Raw genomic sequence first — 19,511 nt, 5'->3', positions numbered from 1 at the left:
GGATTTCATCATGGATAACAAACGCCGTCAGTTTTTGAAATCAGGCATTGCAGTGGGTGGGCTTGGCGCATTCGCTGCGGGTTACGCTACCACCACCAAACACATAGTCGAGGGTGCGCTCGAAGGCACTGCGGGAGAAAAAACGCGTGATATTCACCACGGTAACTCGCTTGAACCAGAGTACACGGTCAACAGCAAAGGCAACCTAATCCCGAATCCAAATCAGCGCGTTGCGCCATCGATGTGTTTTGGTTGTTGGTCACTGTGCGGATTGCGTGTACGCATTGATAACCGCAGCGACGAGATTTTGCGTATTACTGGCAACCCATATCACCCACTCTCTCATCAGCAACACATTCCGTTCGAAACGCCAGTCAAAGATGCTTATTTAAGTTTGACAGGAGAAGCGGGCCTTGACGGTCGTTCAACAGCATGCGCACGTGGCAATGGGATGCTAGAAATTCGCAACAGCCCGTACCGCATTACTCAGCCACTGAAACGAGTTGGAAAACGCGGCGAAGGAAAATGGATTCCGATCAGCTACGAGCAATTGATAGAAGAAATCGTAGAAGGTGGTGATTTATTTGGTGAAGGCCATGTTGATGGCTTACGCGACATTCACGATTTAACAACGCCCGTAGATCCTGAAAACCCAGAATATGGACCGAAAGCCAACCAATTGTTAATGACCAACGCCGGTAACGAAGGCCGAGACGACATATTCAAACGCTTCGCGTTCAACAGCTATGGTACACGTAACTTTGGGCATCACGGCTCTTACTGCGGCTACGCATTTCGTGCTGGCAGCGGCGCATTTATGAACGACTTAGATAAGAACGCACACTTAAAGCCAGATTTTGATAATGCGGAATACATCATCTTCATCGGTATGTCGCCAGCTCAAGCGGGTAACCCTTTTAAGCGTCAGGCGCGCCAACTCGCCAATGCGCGAACAGAAGGCAGCTTGGAATACACCATCATCACACCAAGTTTGCCGGCGGGTTCATCGAGCTTGGCAGCAGGTGACAATAACCGCTGGACACCAATCAAACCGGGCACCGACTCTGCCCTCGTGCTTGGCATGATCCAGTGGATCATCGAAAACCAACGCTACAACAAAACCTTCTTGGCGCAGCCGGGGGCAAACGCGATGAAACGAGCCGGCACCGCGCACTGGTGTAATGCTACGCATCTCGTGATAAGCGATAATCAGCACCCGAGAAACGGCACGTTTTTACGCGCGTCGGACTTGAATCTGCCATTCGAGGGCGAAGCGTTGTCTGACTCCGACCCGTACGTCATCGTGGATGAGCAAAGCGGCGAATTTGGTGTTCATACCCAAGCTGAGGAAGCGGCACTGTTTGTCGATAAAACGGTTTCGCTTGCATCGGGCGAAGTGCGAGTAAAATCGTCTCTACAAAGGCTCAAAGAAGAGGCGTTTAAATACAGCCTTGCGTTCTACAGTCAACAATGTGAGATCCCTGTAGAGCAAATCGCAGAACTAGCGAAACGCTTCACAAGCTATGGCACAAAAGCGGTGGTCGATACCCACGGTGGCAACATGCACACCAATGGGTTCTATAACTCGTTTACCATCATGATGCTCAATGCGTTGATTGGTAACATCAACATGAAAGGCGGCGCGATGGCGAAAGCGGGTGGCTACCCAACTTCCGCTGCGGGTCCTCGTTACGACTTCACCAAATTTGCTGGCAAAGTCGGCCCGAAAGGCGTCTTTTTATCGCGCAGTAAATTCCCATACCACAAAACCAGCGAATACAAACGTCGCGTTGAGGCTGGTGAATCCCCTTATCCAACTCGCGCACCTTGGTATCCGTTTGCAGCGCCACTGCTGACAGAACACCTATCTGCGGCTATTGATGGTTATCCATATCGCGTTAAAGCGTGGATCAACCACATGGCGAACCCGATGTATGGTGTGCCCGGTTTGAAAACGCTGCTGGAAGACAAGCTTAAAGATCCAAAACAACTCGGTTTGATTGTGTCTGTTGATGCGTTCATTAACGAAACCACCGCATTGTCGGATTATATTGTGCCGGACACGGTCACCTACGAAAGCTGGGGTATGGCAACGCCTTGGCACGACGTTCCGGTGAAAACCGTCACCGCTCGCTGGCCGATTGTGGAAGCGCGAACAGAGAAAACCGCCGATGGTCGTTCAATTTGCTTAGAAAACTTTTTGATTGATGTCGCCAAGAAAATGCAACTAGGCGGCTTTGGTGACAACGCGATTCAAGATGCGCAAGGGAATTGGCACGCTCTCCACAGCGCTGAAGATTTCTACTTACGTTCCGCGGCAAACTTGGCTTATGTGAAAGGCGGGGTGCCTGAAGTTTCGGCAGAAGACATTGCGTGGTCCGGCCTAGAGCGTTTAATGCCAGCCATGCAGAAGACGCTGACAGCGGATGAGATGAAACGTGTGGCGTTTATTTTTGCTCGCGGTGGACGTTTTGAAAATGCAACCGAAGCGTATCAAGGTGAGCAAATGAAGCACAAATGGACACGACCTGTCGCGATATGGAATGAACGTGTCGGCAGCGCAAGAAACACCATGACCGGTGATTTCTACACGGGTTGCCCAACATGGCATCCACAAAAACTGGCCGATGGCACACCAATGGAAGACCAGTTCCCAAGCTCAGAATGGCCTTTCAGCCTAACGAACTTTAAATCCAATATTCACAGTGCGGTATCCAACCTATCGCCAAGGTTGAACTCGATTAAAGGCGTAAACCCAGTGTACATCCATCCAATCGATGCCGAGCGCGCAGGCATTAAAACGGGTGATGAGTTTGTTATCGAGACACCATCTGCAAGCACCAAAGCACTTGCGATGATAGTCAACGGGATTCGCCCTGGCACACTCGGATTTGAACATGGGTTTGGTCATACCGAGCTAGGACAACGCTCGCACTGGATCGGCGATAAACAACAACCCGTAAAAACGCGCAGCCAAGATGGCGTCAACATTAACGACATTGGCTTAATTGATCCTACCCGAGAAGGTAAAGGTGTATTGTTGGATTGGGTAGTGGGCGCCGCGGCACGTCAGTCCTTGCCGGCCAAAATCCGCAAAGCGTAACGCCGCACGTTAAGACGTCTCTACCACTTAGAGCTGCCGATTTGTGCAGCTCTTCACCACTTTGTTTTTATAGCTTATAGAACAACCAATAAAAACAAATACGGCCATTTACACTTATTAAATATGTGGAAATCCACAATACCTTTCATTATTGACAAGGCCGACAATATCGTCCGAGTGACTACCAAGTAGCACTTAGACATATTAATAAAAATTAAAGTGAGTCAGCATGTCAAAAATTCTTCCAGTGGTGGTGGCCTGTTTGTTAGCAACCACTATGGGCGCAAGCGCCTCGTCTATTCCGGAAAAAGCCAGCGTATGTAGCGGTTGTCACGGCCAAGATGGCATGGGACAGCCAAATATCGCGCCGATGATCGCTGGTTTAAACGCGAATTATCTCAACACTCAAATCGAACTATTCCTTAGTGGCGAACGCCAAAATGTGGTCATGCAAGGCATGGCGAAGGAACTCAGCGATCCCGCAGGCCGTAAGGAAGTTATGGAGTACTTTGCTAACCTCCCGAGCTATGAGTTCACGAATCCAGAACAACGCGGCGACCAAGCTGATATTCGTAACCCGTATCGTAAGTTAATTTTCCAAGGCGATTGGGATAGAAATATTCCAGCTTGCGCAACTTGTCATGGAGCCAGCGGTATGGGCGTCGACAAGTTCCCTCGCCTCGCAAGCCAACATGCTGATTACTTAAAAACGCAATTGATGGCATGGAAAAACGGCACTCGCAGTGGCGACCCGCTCAATATGATGGGGACCATCGCAAAAAATCTCACTGACAAAGAGATCGAAAATCTTGCTTACTACTTTGCCTCATTACGTTACTAGGAGCAGTCATGAAACGTTTCTATTCTTTGTTCGCACTGCCTTTCATTTCTACGCTCGTACTAGCTAACGCTCCATTACCGGACCGCCAGAAAGAGCTACCTGCGATAGAAAAGGAAAAGCACGGTGAATACTTAAAACCGCGTGATCTCAGCACAATCCCAAACACCGCATTTGGTGAGCAAGTAAAACGCGGTTACTCGCTCTTTGTTAACTCACAACAAATGCGCGGAAAATACGTTGGCAACGAACAAAACTGTGTGAACTGCCATATGGAGGCAGGACGAAAAGCAAACGCTGCGCCACTGTGGGCAGCTTACATGGCATACCCGGCATATCGTAAGAAAAACGATCGCGTAAACAGCTATGCTGACCGTATCCAAGGTTGTTTCGAGTATTCCATGAACGGTAAAGCGCCCGCTTACGATTCGACAGAAATTGTTGCCCTTAGTGCTTACGCCTACTGGTTAGCGATGGGCGGCTTGCTTGACAAACATGGTATGGCGGATGAACCCATTCCAGAACTAGACGCAAAAACGTTGCAAATTGGTGGAAAAGCAAAAGACTTCCCGTTGCCCGAAGCCATCGCACAAGCATTACCAATTGAAAAGCGGGGTAATCTCTCTGGGCGTGGCTACCCAAAAATCGCCGCCCCTGAGCAAGAACCATCAATAGAGCGAGGCGCATTGGTCTACGAAAAGAACTGTGAAACTTGCCATCGCGCCGACGGTTCAGGCATCAAAGACACCAACGACCATTCATACATTCCACCACTTTGGGGCGAATATGCGTATAACTGGGGCGCAGGTATGCACCGGATTAACACAGCGGCCTATTTTATTTACGAAAACATGCCGCTTGGGAAAAGTGTGCAGCTGACAGAGCAAGAAGCTTGGGATGTCGCAGCATACGTCAACAGCCATGAGCGTCCACAAGATCCTCGATTCAAAGGCAATGTCACCGCAAACGCGGAGAAATATCACCAGCACCAAGGCTATTACGGCAAAACGCTCAACGGTACGCAAGTCGGCTCCAATGCCTTTAAGAGCGGAACGGTCAAGTAAAGTACAACTAAGTACCTTAAATAAAATGCTCTTTTTCCCTGCTCTGATTATCTGGGCAGGGTTACTTACCCTTAAAAACAAGTAATTACCCCCCTCCACAGACAAGCAATATCACATTATTTTCGACTTCCAACATACTCATCTTCGCCGTAAAATCTTGTACCAAACGCGACTTCGTTTATGTCTTAGATCTCCCATATCCTCTAATGCCAAAAGTAAGAAACTCGTAAACTCCTGAATCAAAACAAGCGTGCCTAGTGAAAAAAGAGTATTCTTAAAGCAAATGAATCTAAAACCTACCCGATGAGTATTCAACCTAATTCCCGTCAGTTAATTTCATGCGAAGAGTGCGGCCTTGTTGTTCGCATTCCCGATATCGAACAGGGGCAAAAAGCACAATGTCCTCGATGTTCGCATTCGCTGACTAAAGTGAATGCCAAGCCTTACCAAAGCGTGATCGCCATATCATCGGCATGTTTGATCATGTTAGTGCTAAGCATTTCTTTCCCTTTTATGTCGTTCAGCGTGCAAGGGTTGTCGCAAGAAATCACCTTGTTGCACGCTGCCAAAATGCTGGCTGAGTTTCAAAATGTGCTTTTGGGTGTGCTGCTACTCGCAACAGTTATCGTTTTGCCTGCAATCTATGTTGGTCTCATTCTCTTTCTTCACCTTGAAGCATTAAAAGCACGTAAACATACCCCCTCTAAAAAGCAGCAACGAATGGCAAAAGTTTTATGCCGTCTTCTGTTTCGAGTCGAACCTTGGTTAATGGTGGATGTATTTTTGATTGGCGTGTTGGTCAGCTTAATTAAAATCGCTTCCCTCGCAGACATAGGAATGGGCACTTCATTCTGGGCGTTTTGTGTATATACCGTTCTGGTAGTCAAATGCATATCAATGGTCGACAAAAGCTGGCTCTGGGGGCACTTTATTCCAGCTATCGAGCTACCTGATGTAAAAGAGGGTGATACGCACCATAACCACAACCATATTGGTTGTCATACGTGCCACCAGCTCAACCCTATTGAAGCTAAAAAACACCAACACTGCATTCGTTGTAAAAGCCCTATTCACAAATACAACCCCGCAGACAATTTACAAAAAGCTTGGGCGCTTTTGTTTGCTTCAATCATTTTCTATATCCCTGCGAACCTCTACCCTATGATGTACACCGTAAGCCTTGGACATGCAGAAGGTTCAACTATCATGGAGGGGGTAATATTGCTTTGGCATTTAGGTTCTTACCCTATTGCGATGGTAATTTTCTTTGCTAGCGTATTTATTCCAATGGCGAAAATGCTGGCACTCGCGTGGCTGTATTACAATGCGCAAAAAGCGCGATATCTTCCGCACGAAGAGAGTATTTCACGCTTAAAGATCTACCGTATAACTGAGTTTATTGGCCGTTGGTCCATGATCGATATCTTCGTCGTCGCGATCTTAGTTGCACTGGTTCAGCTGCAAAACTTAATGGCGATTTATCCAGGTCCTGCTGCGCTCTCTTTCGCGGCAGTGGTCATTTTTACTATGCTTTCTGCAATGATATTTGACTCACGTTTGTTGTGGCAATTGCCACAAAACGAAGTGCAGGAGCCGATTTCTGACAACTTAAACGAGAAAGCCAAATATGAGTGATGAGAACAACGTAACCGCTCAAATAAAACCGCAAAAGCAGATTTCTGCGATATGGATTGTCCCGATCCTTGCGCTAGCCATGGGAGCGTGGATGCTGTTCCAATATATCAACAGTACAGGCCCACAAATTACTCTCCAACTGCCAACCGCAGATGGGATTGAGGTTGGCAAAACCGAAATCCGAGCATTGAATGTAAAAGTCGGACTGATTACTGAAGTCACTCTCAGTGAAAATTACGATCACATCATCGCTAAGGCACAAATGAACAAGGATGCAGAACGCATGCTGCGAGATGACACCATGTTTTGGGTGGTGAAGCCTCGTATTGGCCGTGATGGCGTTTCAGGTTTAGAGACCTTGCTCTCTGGCGCTTATATCCAACTTCAGCCGGGTAAATCTAAGATAGAGAAAGAGCGCTTTACGGTCTTAGATGTTCCCCCAGTGGCCTCTCCTGATGCAGAGGGGTTACGCCTTGTGTTAACACACCGCGAGGCTGGTAAGCTAGGCGTTGGTGACCCCGTCATTTATAAAGGCTTTACGGTTGGTCGTGTAGAGAAAACTAGCTTTGATGTTGACACTCGCAAAGCGTTATACCAACTCTTTATTTTCAAGCCTTATGACAGCTTAGTGCGCACTCGTACCAAGTTCTGGCTGAATTCTGGCGTAGATTTACAGCTCAATGCTGAAGGGTTCGAAGTCAAGTTTGGCTCATTAGAGAGCATGCTAACGGGTGGTGTTACCTTCGATACCGTTCCAGGTCTTGAATCCGGTGAACAGCTCACTGAAAATATGGTCAACTTCCGCTTGTACGATGATATTAAACAACTTCGAGAAGGTATGTACGATGATTATATTGAATTCGTTATGCTTTTTGATGAATCGGTACGAGGACTTAAACGTAAGGCACCTGTCGAATATCGAGGCTTGAGAATTGGTACTGTGATGCGTGTACCAATGCGACTTCCAACCCCAGAAGAGAACTTTTCTGCGAAAAAAATCCCTGTATTGGTACGTATCGAGCTCGGCCGTGTTTATGGCGATTTCCAATCCCAATCTTTACCAATGTTAAAAGATAAATTGAAGAGTGAGTTTGCTAAAGGCCTACGTGGTACTTTAAAAACAGGTAACTTATTAACAGGCGCACTGTATGTTGACGCCGACTTCTATCCAAATGACGAGCCTTACGTCCCGAGTAAGTTTGCTGATTTAGATGTTTTCCCAACCATGCGTGGTGGTTTTGCGCAGGTTCAGCGCCAAGTGAACGACTTCCTAAATAAGATTAATAACTTACCGATGGAAGAAACGCTAGATTCTCTCAATTCAACGTTAAAAACGTCTGAAAAAACGTTAGCTTCAGCAGAACGCGTGGCGGACAGTATTGATAAACTTTTGAATCAAAAAGAGACGCAAGAGATCCCAACAGATATTCGCCAAAGCTTACAGCAATTACAAAAAACACTCGATGGTTATGGGCCCAACTCAACCATGTACAGCGAAATGGAAGCCACGCTAAAAGAATTAGAAAGCGTGATGACAGAGTTTAAACCCGTACTTAAACAGCTAAACGAAAAGCCAAACTCTCTTGTGTTTGGAGAAGATGAAATCAGTGACCCAATACCAATTAAAGGCCAAAACTAATGAAACGAGTATTCTTTCTGTCTATCGCGCTATTTGTCGGTCTAACGGGTTGCAGTAGCGCTCCGCAAACTAAAGGAGCTATGTACCTTCTACCTAAGGTGGAACCAGTGACGCTGAGCTCTTCTGATATCGCTCAGCGCCCAACTTTAGTTGTTCGTCCAGTGACATTGGCGAGTTATTTGAATGATAATGGCATTGTTTATCGAACCTCTGAGACCCAAGTTATTCAGGCGAAACACAATCAATGGGCGCACAGTATTTCTGAGCAAATCACTCAGAGAGTCGTCGCGGAACTACGCCACAAGCAAAGTCATTACTGGCCGACTGAAATGAATAATCTGTTGGATCAAAGCGGTGAAGCCAAACTACAGCTTACGTTAAATAAATTTAATGGCAGCTACAAAGGTAATATCGAAATTGAGGGAGAATGGTTACTCATTAATGCCGAAGGTAAGGTCGAAAACAGTGCGCCAATACAAATCTCAAAGCCGCTTCAAGATGAAGGCTATGAAGCGCTCGTCAACGCTTTATCCATAGGCTTAGAAAGCCTAACCTCAGACATTGCCAAACAACTCTAAGTCAATGTTAATTACAGGGAAGCAAGTTGCTTCCCTTTTTTATGCAGAGTGTAGCGACTTCTACTAAGCTGAAAGCTGACGAAAAGCCGAAAAGCCGAAAAGGAAATTGGATGAAACCATGTAACCTGCTATCACTCTCCTCACTCATTCTTGTATTACCTACATCAGTAGCGCTCTCAGCCGAGACACAAGAATCTCGTTGGCGAAATAGCATAGAAGTGTACATGCTAGGACTGAATATCCACGGGGATACCAGTATTGGTCGCTTTTCATCAGAGGTGGATGTCGATCCTAAGTTCATCGTAGACCACCTCGATATTGGGGCGATGTTGCGATTCGAGAGTATTTACCAAAGTAAGTGGGGCTACTACATAGATTATAGTTTCATGAACTTAAGTGGTGATGTTAATAATATCAAGGGCGCTCTGCCTAACGCTCGTTATCGTGCGGACATCGAAATACGGCAAGGTGTTCTAGAAGCAAAGGCATTCCAACGCGAACAATATTCATTTGGTAAACTGGATTATATGTTTGGATTACGTTGGTGGGACAATGACATCACCGGCAAACTGTATCGCAATGATAACCGGGTACTAGAAGATAGACTGTCATTACAAGAAGATTGGGTCGATTTTTTAGTTGGCTTGCGACTCATTGATGAATTGAGCGAAAACTGGCGATTTCATGCCAGTATCGACGCCGGACTTGGCAACGATACTCACTTCACTTATGCCATTCAAACTGGTGTTCGTTATAGCTTTAACGAATGGTCTGATCTCAACTTAGCTTACAAGTCGACCTGGGTCGATTACAAAAATGAAGAGGTATTTGAATATGATACGGCTTCTCAAGGGCTTTTAGTCGGACTTGGCTTTTACTTTTGATTAGGTGAAACCCTAGCCTATATTCAAGCGTTGTAACGTGTACTAGCTCTAGGTACACGTCTAGTGCCGCGTTACAGATGCTTAAATAAGGCAAATTGATCTTCATCAGACTATAAATTGCTCTTCGGTGTTACTCTCTGTCGCAAAATATAAAACCCCACTCTATGACCTCATATAGGTCTTGTTGATAAGGTTCCCGAGTAGCAATGTCGATTAACATTTCCGATTTAACCACCGCCCTAAATAAGGTGGAGCATATTCATAAAGTGCAGTTTGAAAACGTACATCAGTTCTTCAAAGCAAACGAAGCTTTCTCGTTGCAAACATTCAGCCAGCTGATATCAAGCGACTCGCTTGATGATCGATTGAAAACCATCGATAAAGCTTTCTCTTTGCTTGGTGATGCAAAAACCTACCTTTTAGAAGTGTCTTACCTTATTAAGTAAAAAAAGAAAGCCCCGATAAAATTCATTACCGGGGCTATCATTTTCTATCTAAACTAATGACTTACAATTTGTAACGATCATCAATTACCGTTAATTCTGGGAAGGTTTTACCCTCGTCCATCGCTTCCTCTGTCTCTTCTTTTACTTGGTTATCAATCCAGAAATTACCGATATCCATTGGATGAAGCACCCATTCTGTCGCTTTTGTCATGCCGTTTTTAGGAATTTTAACCCAGCGCCAATGAGCAACTCGAGAATAAGGCACCATGTAGCCAGGAACGATGATATTTGCTTTGCTGACATAGTTTTGGATTTGATGCGACAAGTCGTAACGCTTCTCCTGATCAAACTCAGAGTCATACGCTTCAATTAACTTGTCTAGCTCAGGGCTGCTGTAGTTGGTGTGAGCATTCGTTTGTGGTCGATTTGCATTATCCGAGTGTAGGTATTCCCAATACGCAGGGATCTCACCAGAGCCCATATTCAAAAACGCTAGCTGATGCTTTTTCTCAAGAATGTATTTAAACGCAGATGAGCCATCCACCAAGTTTAACGTGAACTCAAGACCAGCAAGTTTCGCTTGCTCTTTCAGGTATGCAATACGCGGTGTCCAAGAGTTGTATCCGTAGGTGATAGCAAAGCTCAAGCGTTGGCCCTTGTCGTTAACACGAATACCATCTGCGCCCACTTTGTTAAAGCCCGCTTTTTCGAAGTGTTTAACCGCCGCATCAGCATCAAACTTTGGCGGTGTATTGTTAGGATCATCGTATTCGCCATGACCAAAGCCGAGTCCATGCGGTTTACGTGAATAATCTCCACGCATGATGTTTTCAATCATGCCGTCATAGTCAGTGGCTGCCATAACACCTTTACGCACTTCTAGGTTATCCAACATCGGCATCGCTGTGTTCATCCAAAGACCACCAGCTCCTTGCGGTGCTTCGTTAAAGCCCCAGTACTTTTGGATATAGCCTTTTTTGTACACATCACTATTGGTTTTGTCATGCCAAAAGCTTGGTAGCACCATCTCAAAGTAGTCTAAGTTGCCTTTCTCAAAGTGCTTCATGGCAATATCAGGATCGCGAATTACCTTAATGCGAACCTTTTCAACGTTATAACGGTTTTTATAGTAGCGGTTGTTGTATCCCCACCAATCTTCACCGACATGTTTGAATGTCACGCTCTTACCTTTCTTCACTTGATCAATGTAGTAAGGCGCTGCGGTTGGCTCAGATTTAAAGTTAAACTTTCTGACGAAGTTATCAGGCATGCCATCGTTATTTGCGTCCTTTTCTCCTTCAAAGAAGTGTTCAGGACGAGGCTGAAAACCATTACTTGGCATGTTAATCATAACCATAAGTGAGTCATGACTTTGAGCTACAGCAAGGTTGACTTTGATCGTGTAGTCATCAATTTTTTCAACACTCACAATACTGTTTGTGAAGAAGTCGTTATACCACGGGTCGATAATGTCTTTTGACGTGTAGTACTTCATCATAAAGACGTAATCATCTGCTGTAATTTTTTCACCATCTGACCACTCGGCCGTTTCGTCGAGTTTAAAGAATACGGTTTTGTTGTCCTCTCCAAATGCCCATGACTTAGCAAGTTGAGGGATCCATTTGCCAGTATTTGGATGACGCTGAGCCAGTTTTGGTGAACCATCCATTAAGTATTGGCGCAAACCTGAGTTCGCATCTGGACCAACACTTCGTAATGTTTGCGGAAAGCTCTGAATGTAAGTGCGATAGGTGCCACCTCGTACCGCTTCTTCAGAGGCAAATAGAGGTTCGTTGTTGTTTGAAATCCATTCGATATCAGCTGGCAATTCTGCCGCACTCAGTTGAAAACTGGCAGCGGTCAGTGTTGCTAGTACTGAAAATGGCAGTTTTTTAGTCATGTTTCTTCCTTGTTGTGTTTGCGCACTAAGGTCGTAACAAGGAAGACAGCGTGTGAAAGCTCACAGAAAGCTGCGATTTAAAATACGCAGATAGGAAATAATAGGAACGTAATATGAAGTGACGTCCTGCCAGCTTCTATATTAATTTCAAAGAGTTTCACTAGGTCATCCTAGACCTTACAACGCAGTGAATGCATCTTCGCCATAGTATTCTTTAGACATTTGTAACGCAAGCCATCAATAACACATGGTTGCATTTTCGAGGCATCACAGTGAGTTATGTTACAAAAGTGTGATCGGCATAGTACCAAGCCCTACTTTACTCAGAATAAACCGCAGAACCTTTATCTCAATTGGCCCCGATATACCAGTTAAAGCGAGTAAATGATCAGACATAGCTGGTTAAAAGGAATGGTTGTTTACCGCGATCAGTATTTTCATTCGATGTAAAAAGTGAGGCATCTTAGCCTCACTTTTCTCCATACAATCGAGACAGTGCTTACATGTTAGATAAGCTCTCATTGATCGACTTCAGCACTTCTGCAGGATTTGACGCTTGAGTGATAGGGCGACCAATCACAAGATAATCTGAACCTGATTGGATAGCGTCTACTGGCGTCATGATACGGCGTTGGTCACCTTGTTCTGAGCCAGCAGGTCGAATACCAGGGGTCACTAACTTAAATTCTTGGCCTAGTTCGCTCTTCAGTAATGAGGACTCTTGCGCTGAACATACCACACCATCTAAGCCTGCGTTTTTGGTCAAGGTTGCTAGACGAATCACTTGCTCCTGAGGCGCAACATTCAAACCAATACCAGCTAAATCACTTTGTTCCATACTGGTTAGTACCGTTACACCGATAAGAAGTGGACGATCTTTACCATATGGCTCAAGAATTTCACGTGATGCCGTCATCATACGCTCACCACCGCTCGCGTGTACGTTCACCATCCATACACCCATTTCAGCCGCAGCGCGAACTGCTTTCGAACAGGTGTTTGGAATATCGTGAAATTTTAAATCTAGGAATACCGAGAAACCACGTTTATGGAGTTCACGTACAAAATCAGGACCAAATAGCGTAAACATCTCCTTGCCAACTTTTAGTCGGCATGACGCAGGATCAATTCTATCTACAAACGCAAGTGCATCTGCTTGGTTATCATAATCCAGTGCGACAATAACTTTTTGGTCGATCATTTCATCTCCTAACTGTTTTGGTTCTTATTAAATAAAAAGTTAAAAAAATGCAGCGGACAGAAACTCTGCCAGCTGCATTAAGAATTATTCACCATCCAATCCGCGGATTGGCTTGATCGTCCCCCATCCTTTACAGGACGGACAATGCCAATAAAGGGAATGGGTAGAAAATCCACACTTCCGGCATCGGTAATGCGGTTTCACTTTTAATTGTTCACCCACCATCGCTTGTAGTGTTGATAGGCTGTCTTTCGCTCGACCATCTTCTGCTTCTGCAATGTGGTAGTCAATTAAACGGTAGAAGCCCTTCATGGTTGGATTTTTCAGCAATTGTTTCGTCAGTAACTCTTGAGCAGCCCCAACGTTCTCGTGATGAGCAACTAATTGAGCCAACATCAACTCGGCTGATACGCCTGCTTTCTTATCAATACAAGCTCTCAGAAACTCGACAAGTTCATCTTCCTGACCCAGATGATGATAGCATTCTGCAATAGTTGGCAAGACATCACTGATAAAGTCTTTATCTTGCTCAAGTACCCCCGTCAGATATTTGATGGTGTGCTTATAGTCTTCAGACTCTAGGTAAATTCGTCCCAAAGCAATACTTGCTCGAACACACTTCGGGTCTTCCGCTAACGCTTTTTTAAAATGCTGTATTGCCTTATTAGTATTCCCATCAGCTTGGTCGAGCATGGCTATTTCACACCAAAAATGGGCAATATTTGCACGCATCCTTGAGCGTTTATTACCTAACTTAGCCAATTGGTTCGCGTAATAAATCGCCTTTTCCCATTCTCGTGTTTGCTGATAAATGGTCACTAATTGTTGAAGAGCCGCCTCTTTGTAATCTGGCTCTTCGACTAACTGTTCGAAGATTTTCTCTGCACGATCAAGAAAACCAGAGACCATGTAGTCTTTCGCTAACTGCTGAAGGGCGAGGTTCTTTTGGTCCAGTGTTAAGCCTGAACGAGAAATAAGATTTTGGTGAATTCTGATTGCGCGGTCGACTTCACCACGAGACCGGAACAGGTTACCCAACGCAAGGTGAGTATCGATGGTCTCGTTATCAACTTGGAGCAATTCAATAAAGTGATCGACAGCCTTATCTGATTGGTCAGAGAGCAGCAGATTAAGACCCGTCATATACTGACGAGAGATTTGATGAGATTGCTTCTGCTTGTCTTGCTGAGCGCTGCGATGCCCCATATACCAGCCATACGCAGCAGCTATAGGCAACAACAAGAAGAGTAGTTCAAGCATTAAAGTTAAGCCTTATCCTTATGCCTGTTTTTCAATGGCTGGCTTATCAGCAGCGTTGTTTGATTCAGTTGGTTCGTACTTTTTCAGTTTTTTCTTTAAACGACGGACCTGTAGCTGAGTTTTCAGTTGGATGCTACCAAAGATAACCCACGCTAAAGCAAAGCCAACCACAAATACTACACCTAATAGCGTAGATAAGTGGAACTCTCCTTTTGCTAGAAGATAGTTAAAAGTCACGAGCTCTTGGTTTTGGGAACCTAACGCCAATGCAATTAAAAAGAGAGCTAAAACAGCAACGATTTTTATAATTTTCATGTTACATCACCCTTCTAGGAGTAAGTCGGTAAGATTATGCAGGAAAATGCTTCTTCAGACTACGTATATTAGCAATAATCTATACCCAAGTAACCTCAAGATGCTTAGTTTGTAGACATGCTTAGAAGTTAAAGTTATTTGGGTATAGAAAGCAGCAAAGAAAACAGCTGAATCCACAATTAGATTAGTAAACGATCTTGGATGTATGACTAACTTGGATACATTACAAAAAAGCGGCATACACAAACGTATGCCGCTTTTTTCAAACTAATAAGAGTGCATTAACCAATATTTACACGCTCACGAAGTTCTTTACCAGGTTTGAAATGTGGAACGTATTTACCTTCCAATTCCACTTTATCGCCCGTTTTAGGGTTACGACCTACGCGAGGCTCGCGGTAATGAAGAGAAAAACTACCAAAGCCACGGATCTCGATACGGTCACCGCTCTCTAGTGTAGAGGCCATGTGCTCTAAAATATCTTTTACAGCATCCTCTACCTCTTTCGCTGATAAGTGTGTTTGCTCAGCGCAGAGTCTTTCAATCAGTTCAGACTTAGTCATAGTTGCCCTCTTTGAGTATCTTTATCACTTATTATAGTAAGTAATACTAATTCCAACAAACACTTGCTGACAATTCTAGACAAATTTTATGCAAAATGCGCAATGAAGAAATGCCTTTTATTAAGATAGTTTACTGTCATTAGTATTACTACTTAAATATGACCAAATATAAAAAAGGAGCCTTGCGGCTCCTTTTTTGCTTAAGCGAGTATATTATTCGCCTTTAGCAGCTTTGAAAGCGTCAGCCATTGCGTTACCGAATGCATTGTCATCTTGCTTGTTGATAGATGCCATTGCTTCTTGCTCGTCAGCTTCGTCTTTAGCTTTGATAGATAGGTTGATTACGCGGTTCTTACGGTCTACACCTGTGAACTTCGCTTCAACAACATCACCAGCGCTTAGGATTAGAGAAGCATCTTCTACGCGATCGCGTGATACTTCAGAAGCACGGATGTAACCTTCAACGCCTTCTGCGATTTCAACAGTAGCGCCTTTAGCGTCAACAGCAGTTACAGTAGCGTTAACTAGAACACCTTTCTTGTTGTCAGCAACGTAAGCATTGAATGGGTCATTTTCCATTTGCTTGATGCCTAGAGAGATGCGCTCACGCTCAGCGTCTACTGCTAGAACAACTGCAGAGATCTCGTCGCCTTTCTTGTACTCACGTACAGCTTCTTCGCCAGCAACATTCCAAGAAATGTCAGATAGGTGAACTAGACCGTCGATGCCGCCTTCTAGACCGATGAAGATACCGAAGTCAGTGATAGACTTGATCTTACCAGTAACTTTGTCGCCTTTAGCTTGTGCTTCAGCGAATGACTGCCATGGGTTAGCTTTACACTGTTTCAGACCTAGAGAGATACGACGACGTTCTTCGTCGATTTCAAGAACCATAACCTCAACTTCGTCGCCAACATTAACAACTTTAGAAGGGTGGATGTTCTTGTTAGTCCAATCCATTTCTGAAACGTGAACTAGACCTTCAACGCCTTCTTCGATTTCAACGAAGCAGCCGTAGTCAGTTAGGTTAGTTACGCGACCAGTTAGTTTGTGACCTTCTGGGTAACGCTTAGCGATTGCTACCCATGGATCTTCGCCTAGTTGCTTAAGACCTAGTGATACGCGAGTACGCTCACGGTCGAACTTAAGAACTTTAACTTGGATCTCGTCACCAACGTTAACGATTTCAGATGGGTGCTTAACGCGCTTCCAAGCCATATCAGTGATATGTAGAAGACCGTCAACGCCACCTAGGTCAACGAACGCACCGTAGTCAGTAAGGTTCTTAACGATACCTTTAACTTCAGAACCTTCTTGTAGAGTTTCTAGAAGTTCGTCACGCTCAACGCTGTTCTCTGATTCGATAACTGCACGACGTGAAACAACTACGTTGTTACGTTTTTGGTCAAGTTTGATAACTTTGAACTCTAGCTCTTTGTTTTCTAGGTGAGCAGTGTCGCGGATTGGACGTACGTCTACTAGAGAGCCAGGAAGGAAAGCACGGATACCGTTTAGTTCAACAGTGAAACCGCCTTTAACTTTACCGTTGATGATACCAACAACAGTTTCAGCTTCTTCGTAAGCTTTCTCAAGTACGATCCAAGCTTCGTGACGCTTAGCTTTCTCACGAGAAAGTTGAGTTTCACCGAAACCATCTTCAACAGCGTCTAGAGCTACGTCTACTTCAGCGCCAACTTCAACTTCAAGTTCGCCAGCAGCGTTCTTGAACTGTTCAGCAGGGATAGCAGATTCAGACTTAAGACCAGCGTCAACAAGAACGAAACCGTTCTCGATAGCTACTACAGTACCTTTAACGATGCTGCCTTGTTGGAATTCTGTTTCGTTTAGAAACTCTTCAAAGAGTTGAGCAAAAGATTCAGTCATTTAATTAATCTTCAATAAATTAAACTTCCACGGGTATCCTACCGCATGGGGTTATTAAATTCGCCAGTCATCATCCTTGCGACCAACGCTCTTAGCCTAGTCGAGTATTATTACTCAGCTAGCTTCGATTCGATATATTGTAGTGCCTTTTCTACTACTTCGTCGATAGTCATCGACGTAGAATCTAGCACAAGCGCATCCTCAGCAGGGCGTAATGGCGCCACTGGGCGGTTACGATCTCGGTCGTCACGCTCTTGGATCTCGCTTAAAAGGTCAGCAAATCTAACATCTAACCCTTTCTCTTGCAACTGTTTAAGGCGTCGATTTGCACGCTCTTCAGCACTCGCATCAAGGAAGATTTTTGCTTGCGCACTCGGGAATACAATTGTGCCCATATCACGACCATCAGCAACCAGACCCGGAGCGGTCTCAAATGCACGCTGACGACGTAGTAATGCTTCACGAACACGTGGCAAAGCCGCAACTTTAGATGCTGCCATACCCGTTTCTTCTTTACGAAGCTCCCCTGACACGTCTTCGCCTTCTAGAATGACCTTAACTAAGTCACCTTCCGCGATAAATTGAACGTCTAGGTGGGTTGCTAGTGGGACAAGAGCATCTTCTGACTCGGTGTCGACACCGTGGTGAATCGCAGCGAGTGCAAGTACACGATAAATTGCGCCAGAATCTAAGAGTTGGAAACCCAACTTTTTCGCCAGCAACATACATAAAGTGCCTTTACCTGCACCACTAGGTCCATCTACGGTTACAACCGGAGTTTGAGAGGACATGTTCTTCTCCACCAATAGTTTCTTTTCAGCAATTTGCTCGGTTTTCGAGGCGCACATTATACGGGTAATCAGTCTTTGGAGCGAGGAAAAATGTCGTGTAAAGCATTACACCTAATGCGTAATTGGATTCATCAATAAACATAAAGTTCAACAAAAACGGCGAGAGCTTCCGCCCTCGCCGTTTTAAATGTCATGAACTTAAGCTCGATTAAACAATCGGCTTTTGACCACGCTCAGCTAACTTTAAAATCACACTATCAGCGACTTTACCCGCCACACCTGCTAGCTTGTCGGCCAGTTTTTTCTTTTGTATATAATGCACAGAAAGTACAGTTTTATCTTTGCATGCCGCAACAACGATATCATCAGATGTACTAATGTCATCCACCAAACCAAGCTCTTTCGCTTGTGTACCGAACCAGTGCTCACCAGTGGCTACTTTGTCTAGGTCCAAACTAGGGCGACGCTCACGAATGAAGTCTTTAAACAAGACATGTGTTTCTTCAAGTTCTTGCTTAAACTTATCGCGCGCTTTATCGGTATTCTCACCGAACATCGTTAGCGTGCGTTTATATTCACCCGCTGTTAGTTGTTCGTACTCAATGTCATGTTTCTTCAACAGTTTGTTGAAGTTAGGAATTTGTGCGATAACGCCAATAGACCCCACAATTGCAAATGGTGCAGAAACAATCTTATCTGCTACACATGCCATCATGTAACCGCCACTTGCCGCAACTTTGTCAACAGAGATGGTCAGAGGAAGACCCGCAGCTTTGATTCGGTCCAGTTGAGAAGAGGCAAGGCCGTAACCATGAACCATACCACCGCCAGACTCTAAGCGAAGTAACACTTCATCACCTTCACGTGCGACAGCCAAAATAGCGGTGATTTCTTCACGTAGAGACGCGACTTCTTTTGCGTCTATGCTACCGTTGAAATCAAGAACAAATAGGTGTGGTTCACGCTTGCTATCTAATGAACCGTCTTTGCTCGCTTGTTTGATTTCTTTCTCGCGAGATTTGTTCTTCTCTTTTTCTTCTTTCTTGACGGCTTTATCTCGAGCCTTGATGAAAGCATCGTCATGCAAATGATGCTCTAACTGCTCAACAGATTGTTTGTGTTGCTCTGAAAGGTTGGTAATCTCTAACTCCCCTTTCGCCGCACCCGATTTGCCACCAGCCGATTTTGCAATAATGAGCAGAACAATTATCGCAGCAACCACCGTGATAATTTTGGCCAGAAACAGACCATAATCTAATAAAAATTCCAACGAGAGCTCCTTTATCTCATTTCAGATGACGTTAGTATGTTACGCAGAAACATCAGCGAGAAGGCAGCGCGGTTTGTAACCACTTGTTCTGATTGATAGCATACCTAACGAAAGTTCTGGAATTGGTATAACACATGAAT

16 protein-coding genes are annotated in these 19,511 nt (G+C 44.8%); 8 read left to right on the top strand and 8 right to left on the bottom strand.

The annotated features are described in order from the left end of the window. The first annotated feature begins 10 nt into the window (after nt 1-10). The 8 genes from R7Q09_RS01365 to R7Q09_RS01330 all read left to right on the top strand — a co-directional run bounded on the left by R7Q09_RS01365 (nt 11) and on the right by R7Q09_RS01330 (nt 10,187). Nucleotides 11-3,103: a tetrathionate reductase subunit A gene (locus tag R7Q09_RS01365; protein WP_170966811.1), complete on the top strand. Its 3,093-nt coding sequence runs from the start codon at nt 11-13 to the stop codon at nt 3,101-3,103. 277 nt (nt 3,104-3,380) lie between these two features. After that, nucleotides 3,381-3,944, top strand: a complete 564-nt coding sequence (locus R7Q09_RS01360) for a c-type cytochrome (RefSeq protein WP_372059261.1) — start codon at nt 3,381-3,383, stop codon at nt 3,942-3,944. Nucleotides 3,945-3,952: 8 nt separating this feature from the next. Continuing rightward, the gene (locus R7Q09_RS01355; protein WP_005376684.1) at nt 3,953-5,005 is read left to right on the top strand and encodes a c-type cytochrome; all 1,053 of its coding nucleotides are present in this window, start codon (nt 3,953-3,955) and stop codon (nt 5,003-5,005) included. 303 nt (nt 5,006-5,308) lie between these two features. After that, nucleotides 5,309-6,640 carry a paraquat-inducible protein A gene (locus R7Q09_RS01350; protein ID WP_005376683.1) on the top strand — a complete coding sequence of 444 codons (1,332 nt, stop codon included), beginning with the start codon at nt 5,309-5,311 and terminating at the stop codon, nt 6,638-6,640. Further along, nucleotides 6,633-8,279 carry an intermembrane transport protein PqiB gene (gene pqiB / locus R7Q09_RS01345; RefSeq protein ID WP_213970712.1) on the top strand — a complete coding sequence of 549 codons (1,647 nt, stop codon included), beginning with the start codon at nt 6,633-6,635 and terminating at the stop codon, nt 8,277-8,279. Before R7Q09_RS01350 ends, pqiB begins: the two co-directional genes overlap by 8 nt. Next, the gene (locus tag R7Q09_RS01340; RefSeq protein ID WP_213970713.1) at nt 8,279-8,857 is read left to right on the top strand and encodes a membrane integrity-associated transporter subunit PqiC; all 579 of its coding nucleotides are present in this window, start codon (nt 8,279-8,281) and stop codon (nt 8,855-8,857) included. Before pqiB ends, R7Q09_RS01340 begins: the two co-directional genes overlap by 1 nt. Nucleotides 8,858-8,967: 110 nt before the next feature. Beyond that, nucleotides 8,968-9,741, top strand: coding sequence for a hypothetical protein (locus tag R7Q09_RS01335; RefSeq protein ID WP_031778929.1), 774 nt, complete (start codon nt 8,968-8,970; stop codon nt 9,739-9,741). A 206-nt stretch (nt 9,742-9,947) separates the two neighbouring features. Further along, a complete protein-coding gene (locus tag R7Q09_RS01330; protein WP_213970714.1) occupies nt 9,948-10,187 on the top strand; it encodes a hypothetical protein in 240 nt (79 codons plus the stop codon). 61 nt (nt 10,188-10,248) lie between these two features. Here R7Q09_RS01330 and R7Q09_RS01325 read toward each other — a convergent pair whose 3' ends face one another. The 8 genes from R7Q09_RS01325 to sohB form a co-directional block, all read right to left on the bottom strand. Then, a complete protein-coding gene (locus R7Q09_RS01325) occupies nt 10,249-12,087 on the bottom strand; it encodes an extracellular solute-binding protein (protein ID WP_005385813.1) in 1,839 nt (612 codons plus the stop codon). A 499-nt stretch (nt 12,088-12,586) separates the two neighbouring features. Then, complete coding sequence (pyrF, locus tag R7Q09_RS01320) at nt 12,587-13,288, bottom strand: orotidine-5'-phosphate decarboxylase (RefSeq protein ID WP_005376667.1); 702 nt, start codon at nt 13,286-13,288, stop codon at nt 12,587-12,589. Nucleotides 13,289-13,372: 84 nt separating this feature from the next. Next, nucleotides 13,373-14,548, bottom strand: a complete 1,176-nt coding sequence (gene lapB / locus R7Q09_RS01315) for a lipopolysaccharide assembly protein LapB (protein WP_005376665.1) — start codon at nt 14,546-14,548, stop codon at nt 13,373-13,375. Nucleotides 14,549-14,566: 18 nt separating this feature from the next. Next, nucleotides 14,567-14,863, bottom strand: coding sequence for a LapA family protein (locus R7Q09_RS01310; protein WP_005376663.1), 297 nt, complete (start codon nt 14,861-14,863; stop codon nt 14,567-14,569). Nucleotides 14,864-15,144: 281 nt separating this feature from the next. Further along, nucleotides 15,145-15,426 (bottom strand): integration host factor subunit beta, encoded by a 282-nt coding sequence (ihfB, locus tag R7Q09_RS01305; protein ID WP_005385816.1) that lies wholly within the window; start codon nt 15,424-15,426, stop codon nt 15,145-15,147. Between the two features lie 213 nt (nt 15,427-15,639). Beyond that, nucleotides 15,640-17,310, bottom strand: a complete 1,671-nt coding sequence (rpsA, locus tag R7Q09_RS01300; RefSeq protein ID WP_005385817.1) for a 30S ribosomal protein S1 — start codon at nt 17,308-17,310, stop codon at nt 15,640-15,642. 110 nt (nt 17,311-17,420) lie between these two features. Further along, nucleotides 17,421-18,101, bottom strand: coding sequence for a (d)CMP kinase (cmk, locus tag R7Q09_RS01295; RefSeq protein ID WP_021033981.1), 681 nt, complete (start codon nt 18,099-18,101; stop codon nt 17,421-17,423). Between the two features lie 208 nt (nt 18,102-18,309). Next, nucleotides 18,310-19,371: a protease SohB gene (sohB, locus tag R7Q09_RS01290; RefSeq protein ID WP_172563545.1), complete on the bottom strand. Its 1,062-nt coding sequence runs from the start codon at nt 19,369-19,371 to the stop codon at nt 18,310-18,312. Between the last annotated feature and the right edge of the window lie 140 nt (nt 19,372-19,511).

This window comes from Vibrio sp. 2130-1 (genome assembly GCF_033339515.1).
Note: the sequence above shows the minus strand (reverse complement) of the source record. Positions and strands in the feature narration are given on the sequence as shown.

Bases quoted from the DNA above. Each gene is read 5' to 3' on its own strand.
- R7Q09_RS01365 (WP_170966811.1), top strand. From the start codon at position 11: ATGGATAACAAACGCCGTCAGTTTTTGAAATCAGGCATTGCAGTGGGT.
- R7Q09_RS01360 (WP_372059261.1), top strand. From the start codon at position 3,381: ATGGGCGCAAGCGCCTCGTCTATTCCGGAAAAAGCCAGCGTATGTAGC.
- R7Q09_RS01355 (WP_005376684.1), top strand. From the start codon at position 3,953: ATGAAACGTTTCTATTCTTTGTTCGCACTGCCTTTCATTTCTACGCTC.
- R7Q09_RS01350 (WP_005376683.1), top strand. From the start codon at position 5,309: ATGAGTATTCAACCTAATTCCCGTCAGTTAATTTCATGCGAAGAGTGC.
- pqiB (WP_213970712.1), top strand. From the start codon at position 6,633: ATGAGTGATGAGAACAACGTAACCGCTCAAATAAAACCGCAAAAGCAG.
- R7Q09_RS01340 (WP_213970713.1), top strand. From the start codon at position 8,279: ATGAAACGAGTATTCTTTCTGTCTATCGCGCTATTTGTCGGTCTAACG.
- R7Q09_RS01335 (WP_031778929.1), top strand. From the start codon at position 8,968: ATGAAACCATGTAACCTGCTATCACTCTCCTCACTCATTCTTGTATTA.
- R7Q09_RS01330 (WP_213970714.1), top strand. From the start codon at position 9,948: ATGTCGATTAACATTTCCGATTTAACCACCGCCCTAAATAAGGTGGAG.
- R7Q09_RS01325 (WP_005385813.1), bottom strand. From the start codon at position 12,087: ATGACTAAAAAACTGCCATTTTCAGTACTAGCAACACTGACCGCTGCC.
- pyrF (WP_005376667.1), bottom strand. From the start codon at position 13,288: ATGATCGACCAAAAAGTTATTGTCGCACTGGATTATGATAACCAAGCA.
- lapB (WP_005376665.1), bottom strand. From the start codon at position 14,548: ATGCTTGAACTACTCTTCTTGTTGTTGCCTATAGCTGCTGCGTATGGC.
- R7Q09_RS01310 (WP_005376663.1), bottom strand. From the start codon at position 14,863: ATGAAAATTATAAAAATCGTTGCTGTTTTAGCTCTCTTTTTAATTGCA.
- ihfB (WP_005385816.1), bottom strand. From the start codon at position 15,426: ATGACTAAGTCTGAACTGATTGAAAGACTCTGCGCTGAGCAAACACAC.
- rpsA (WP_005385817.1), bottom strand. From the start codon at position 17,310: ATGACTGAATCTTTTGCTCAACTCTTTGAAGAGTTTCTAAACGAAACA.
- cmk (WP_021033981.1), bottom strand. From the start codon at position 18,101: ATGTCCTCTCAAACTCCGGTTGTAACCGTAGATGGACCTAGTGGTGCA.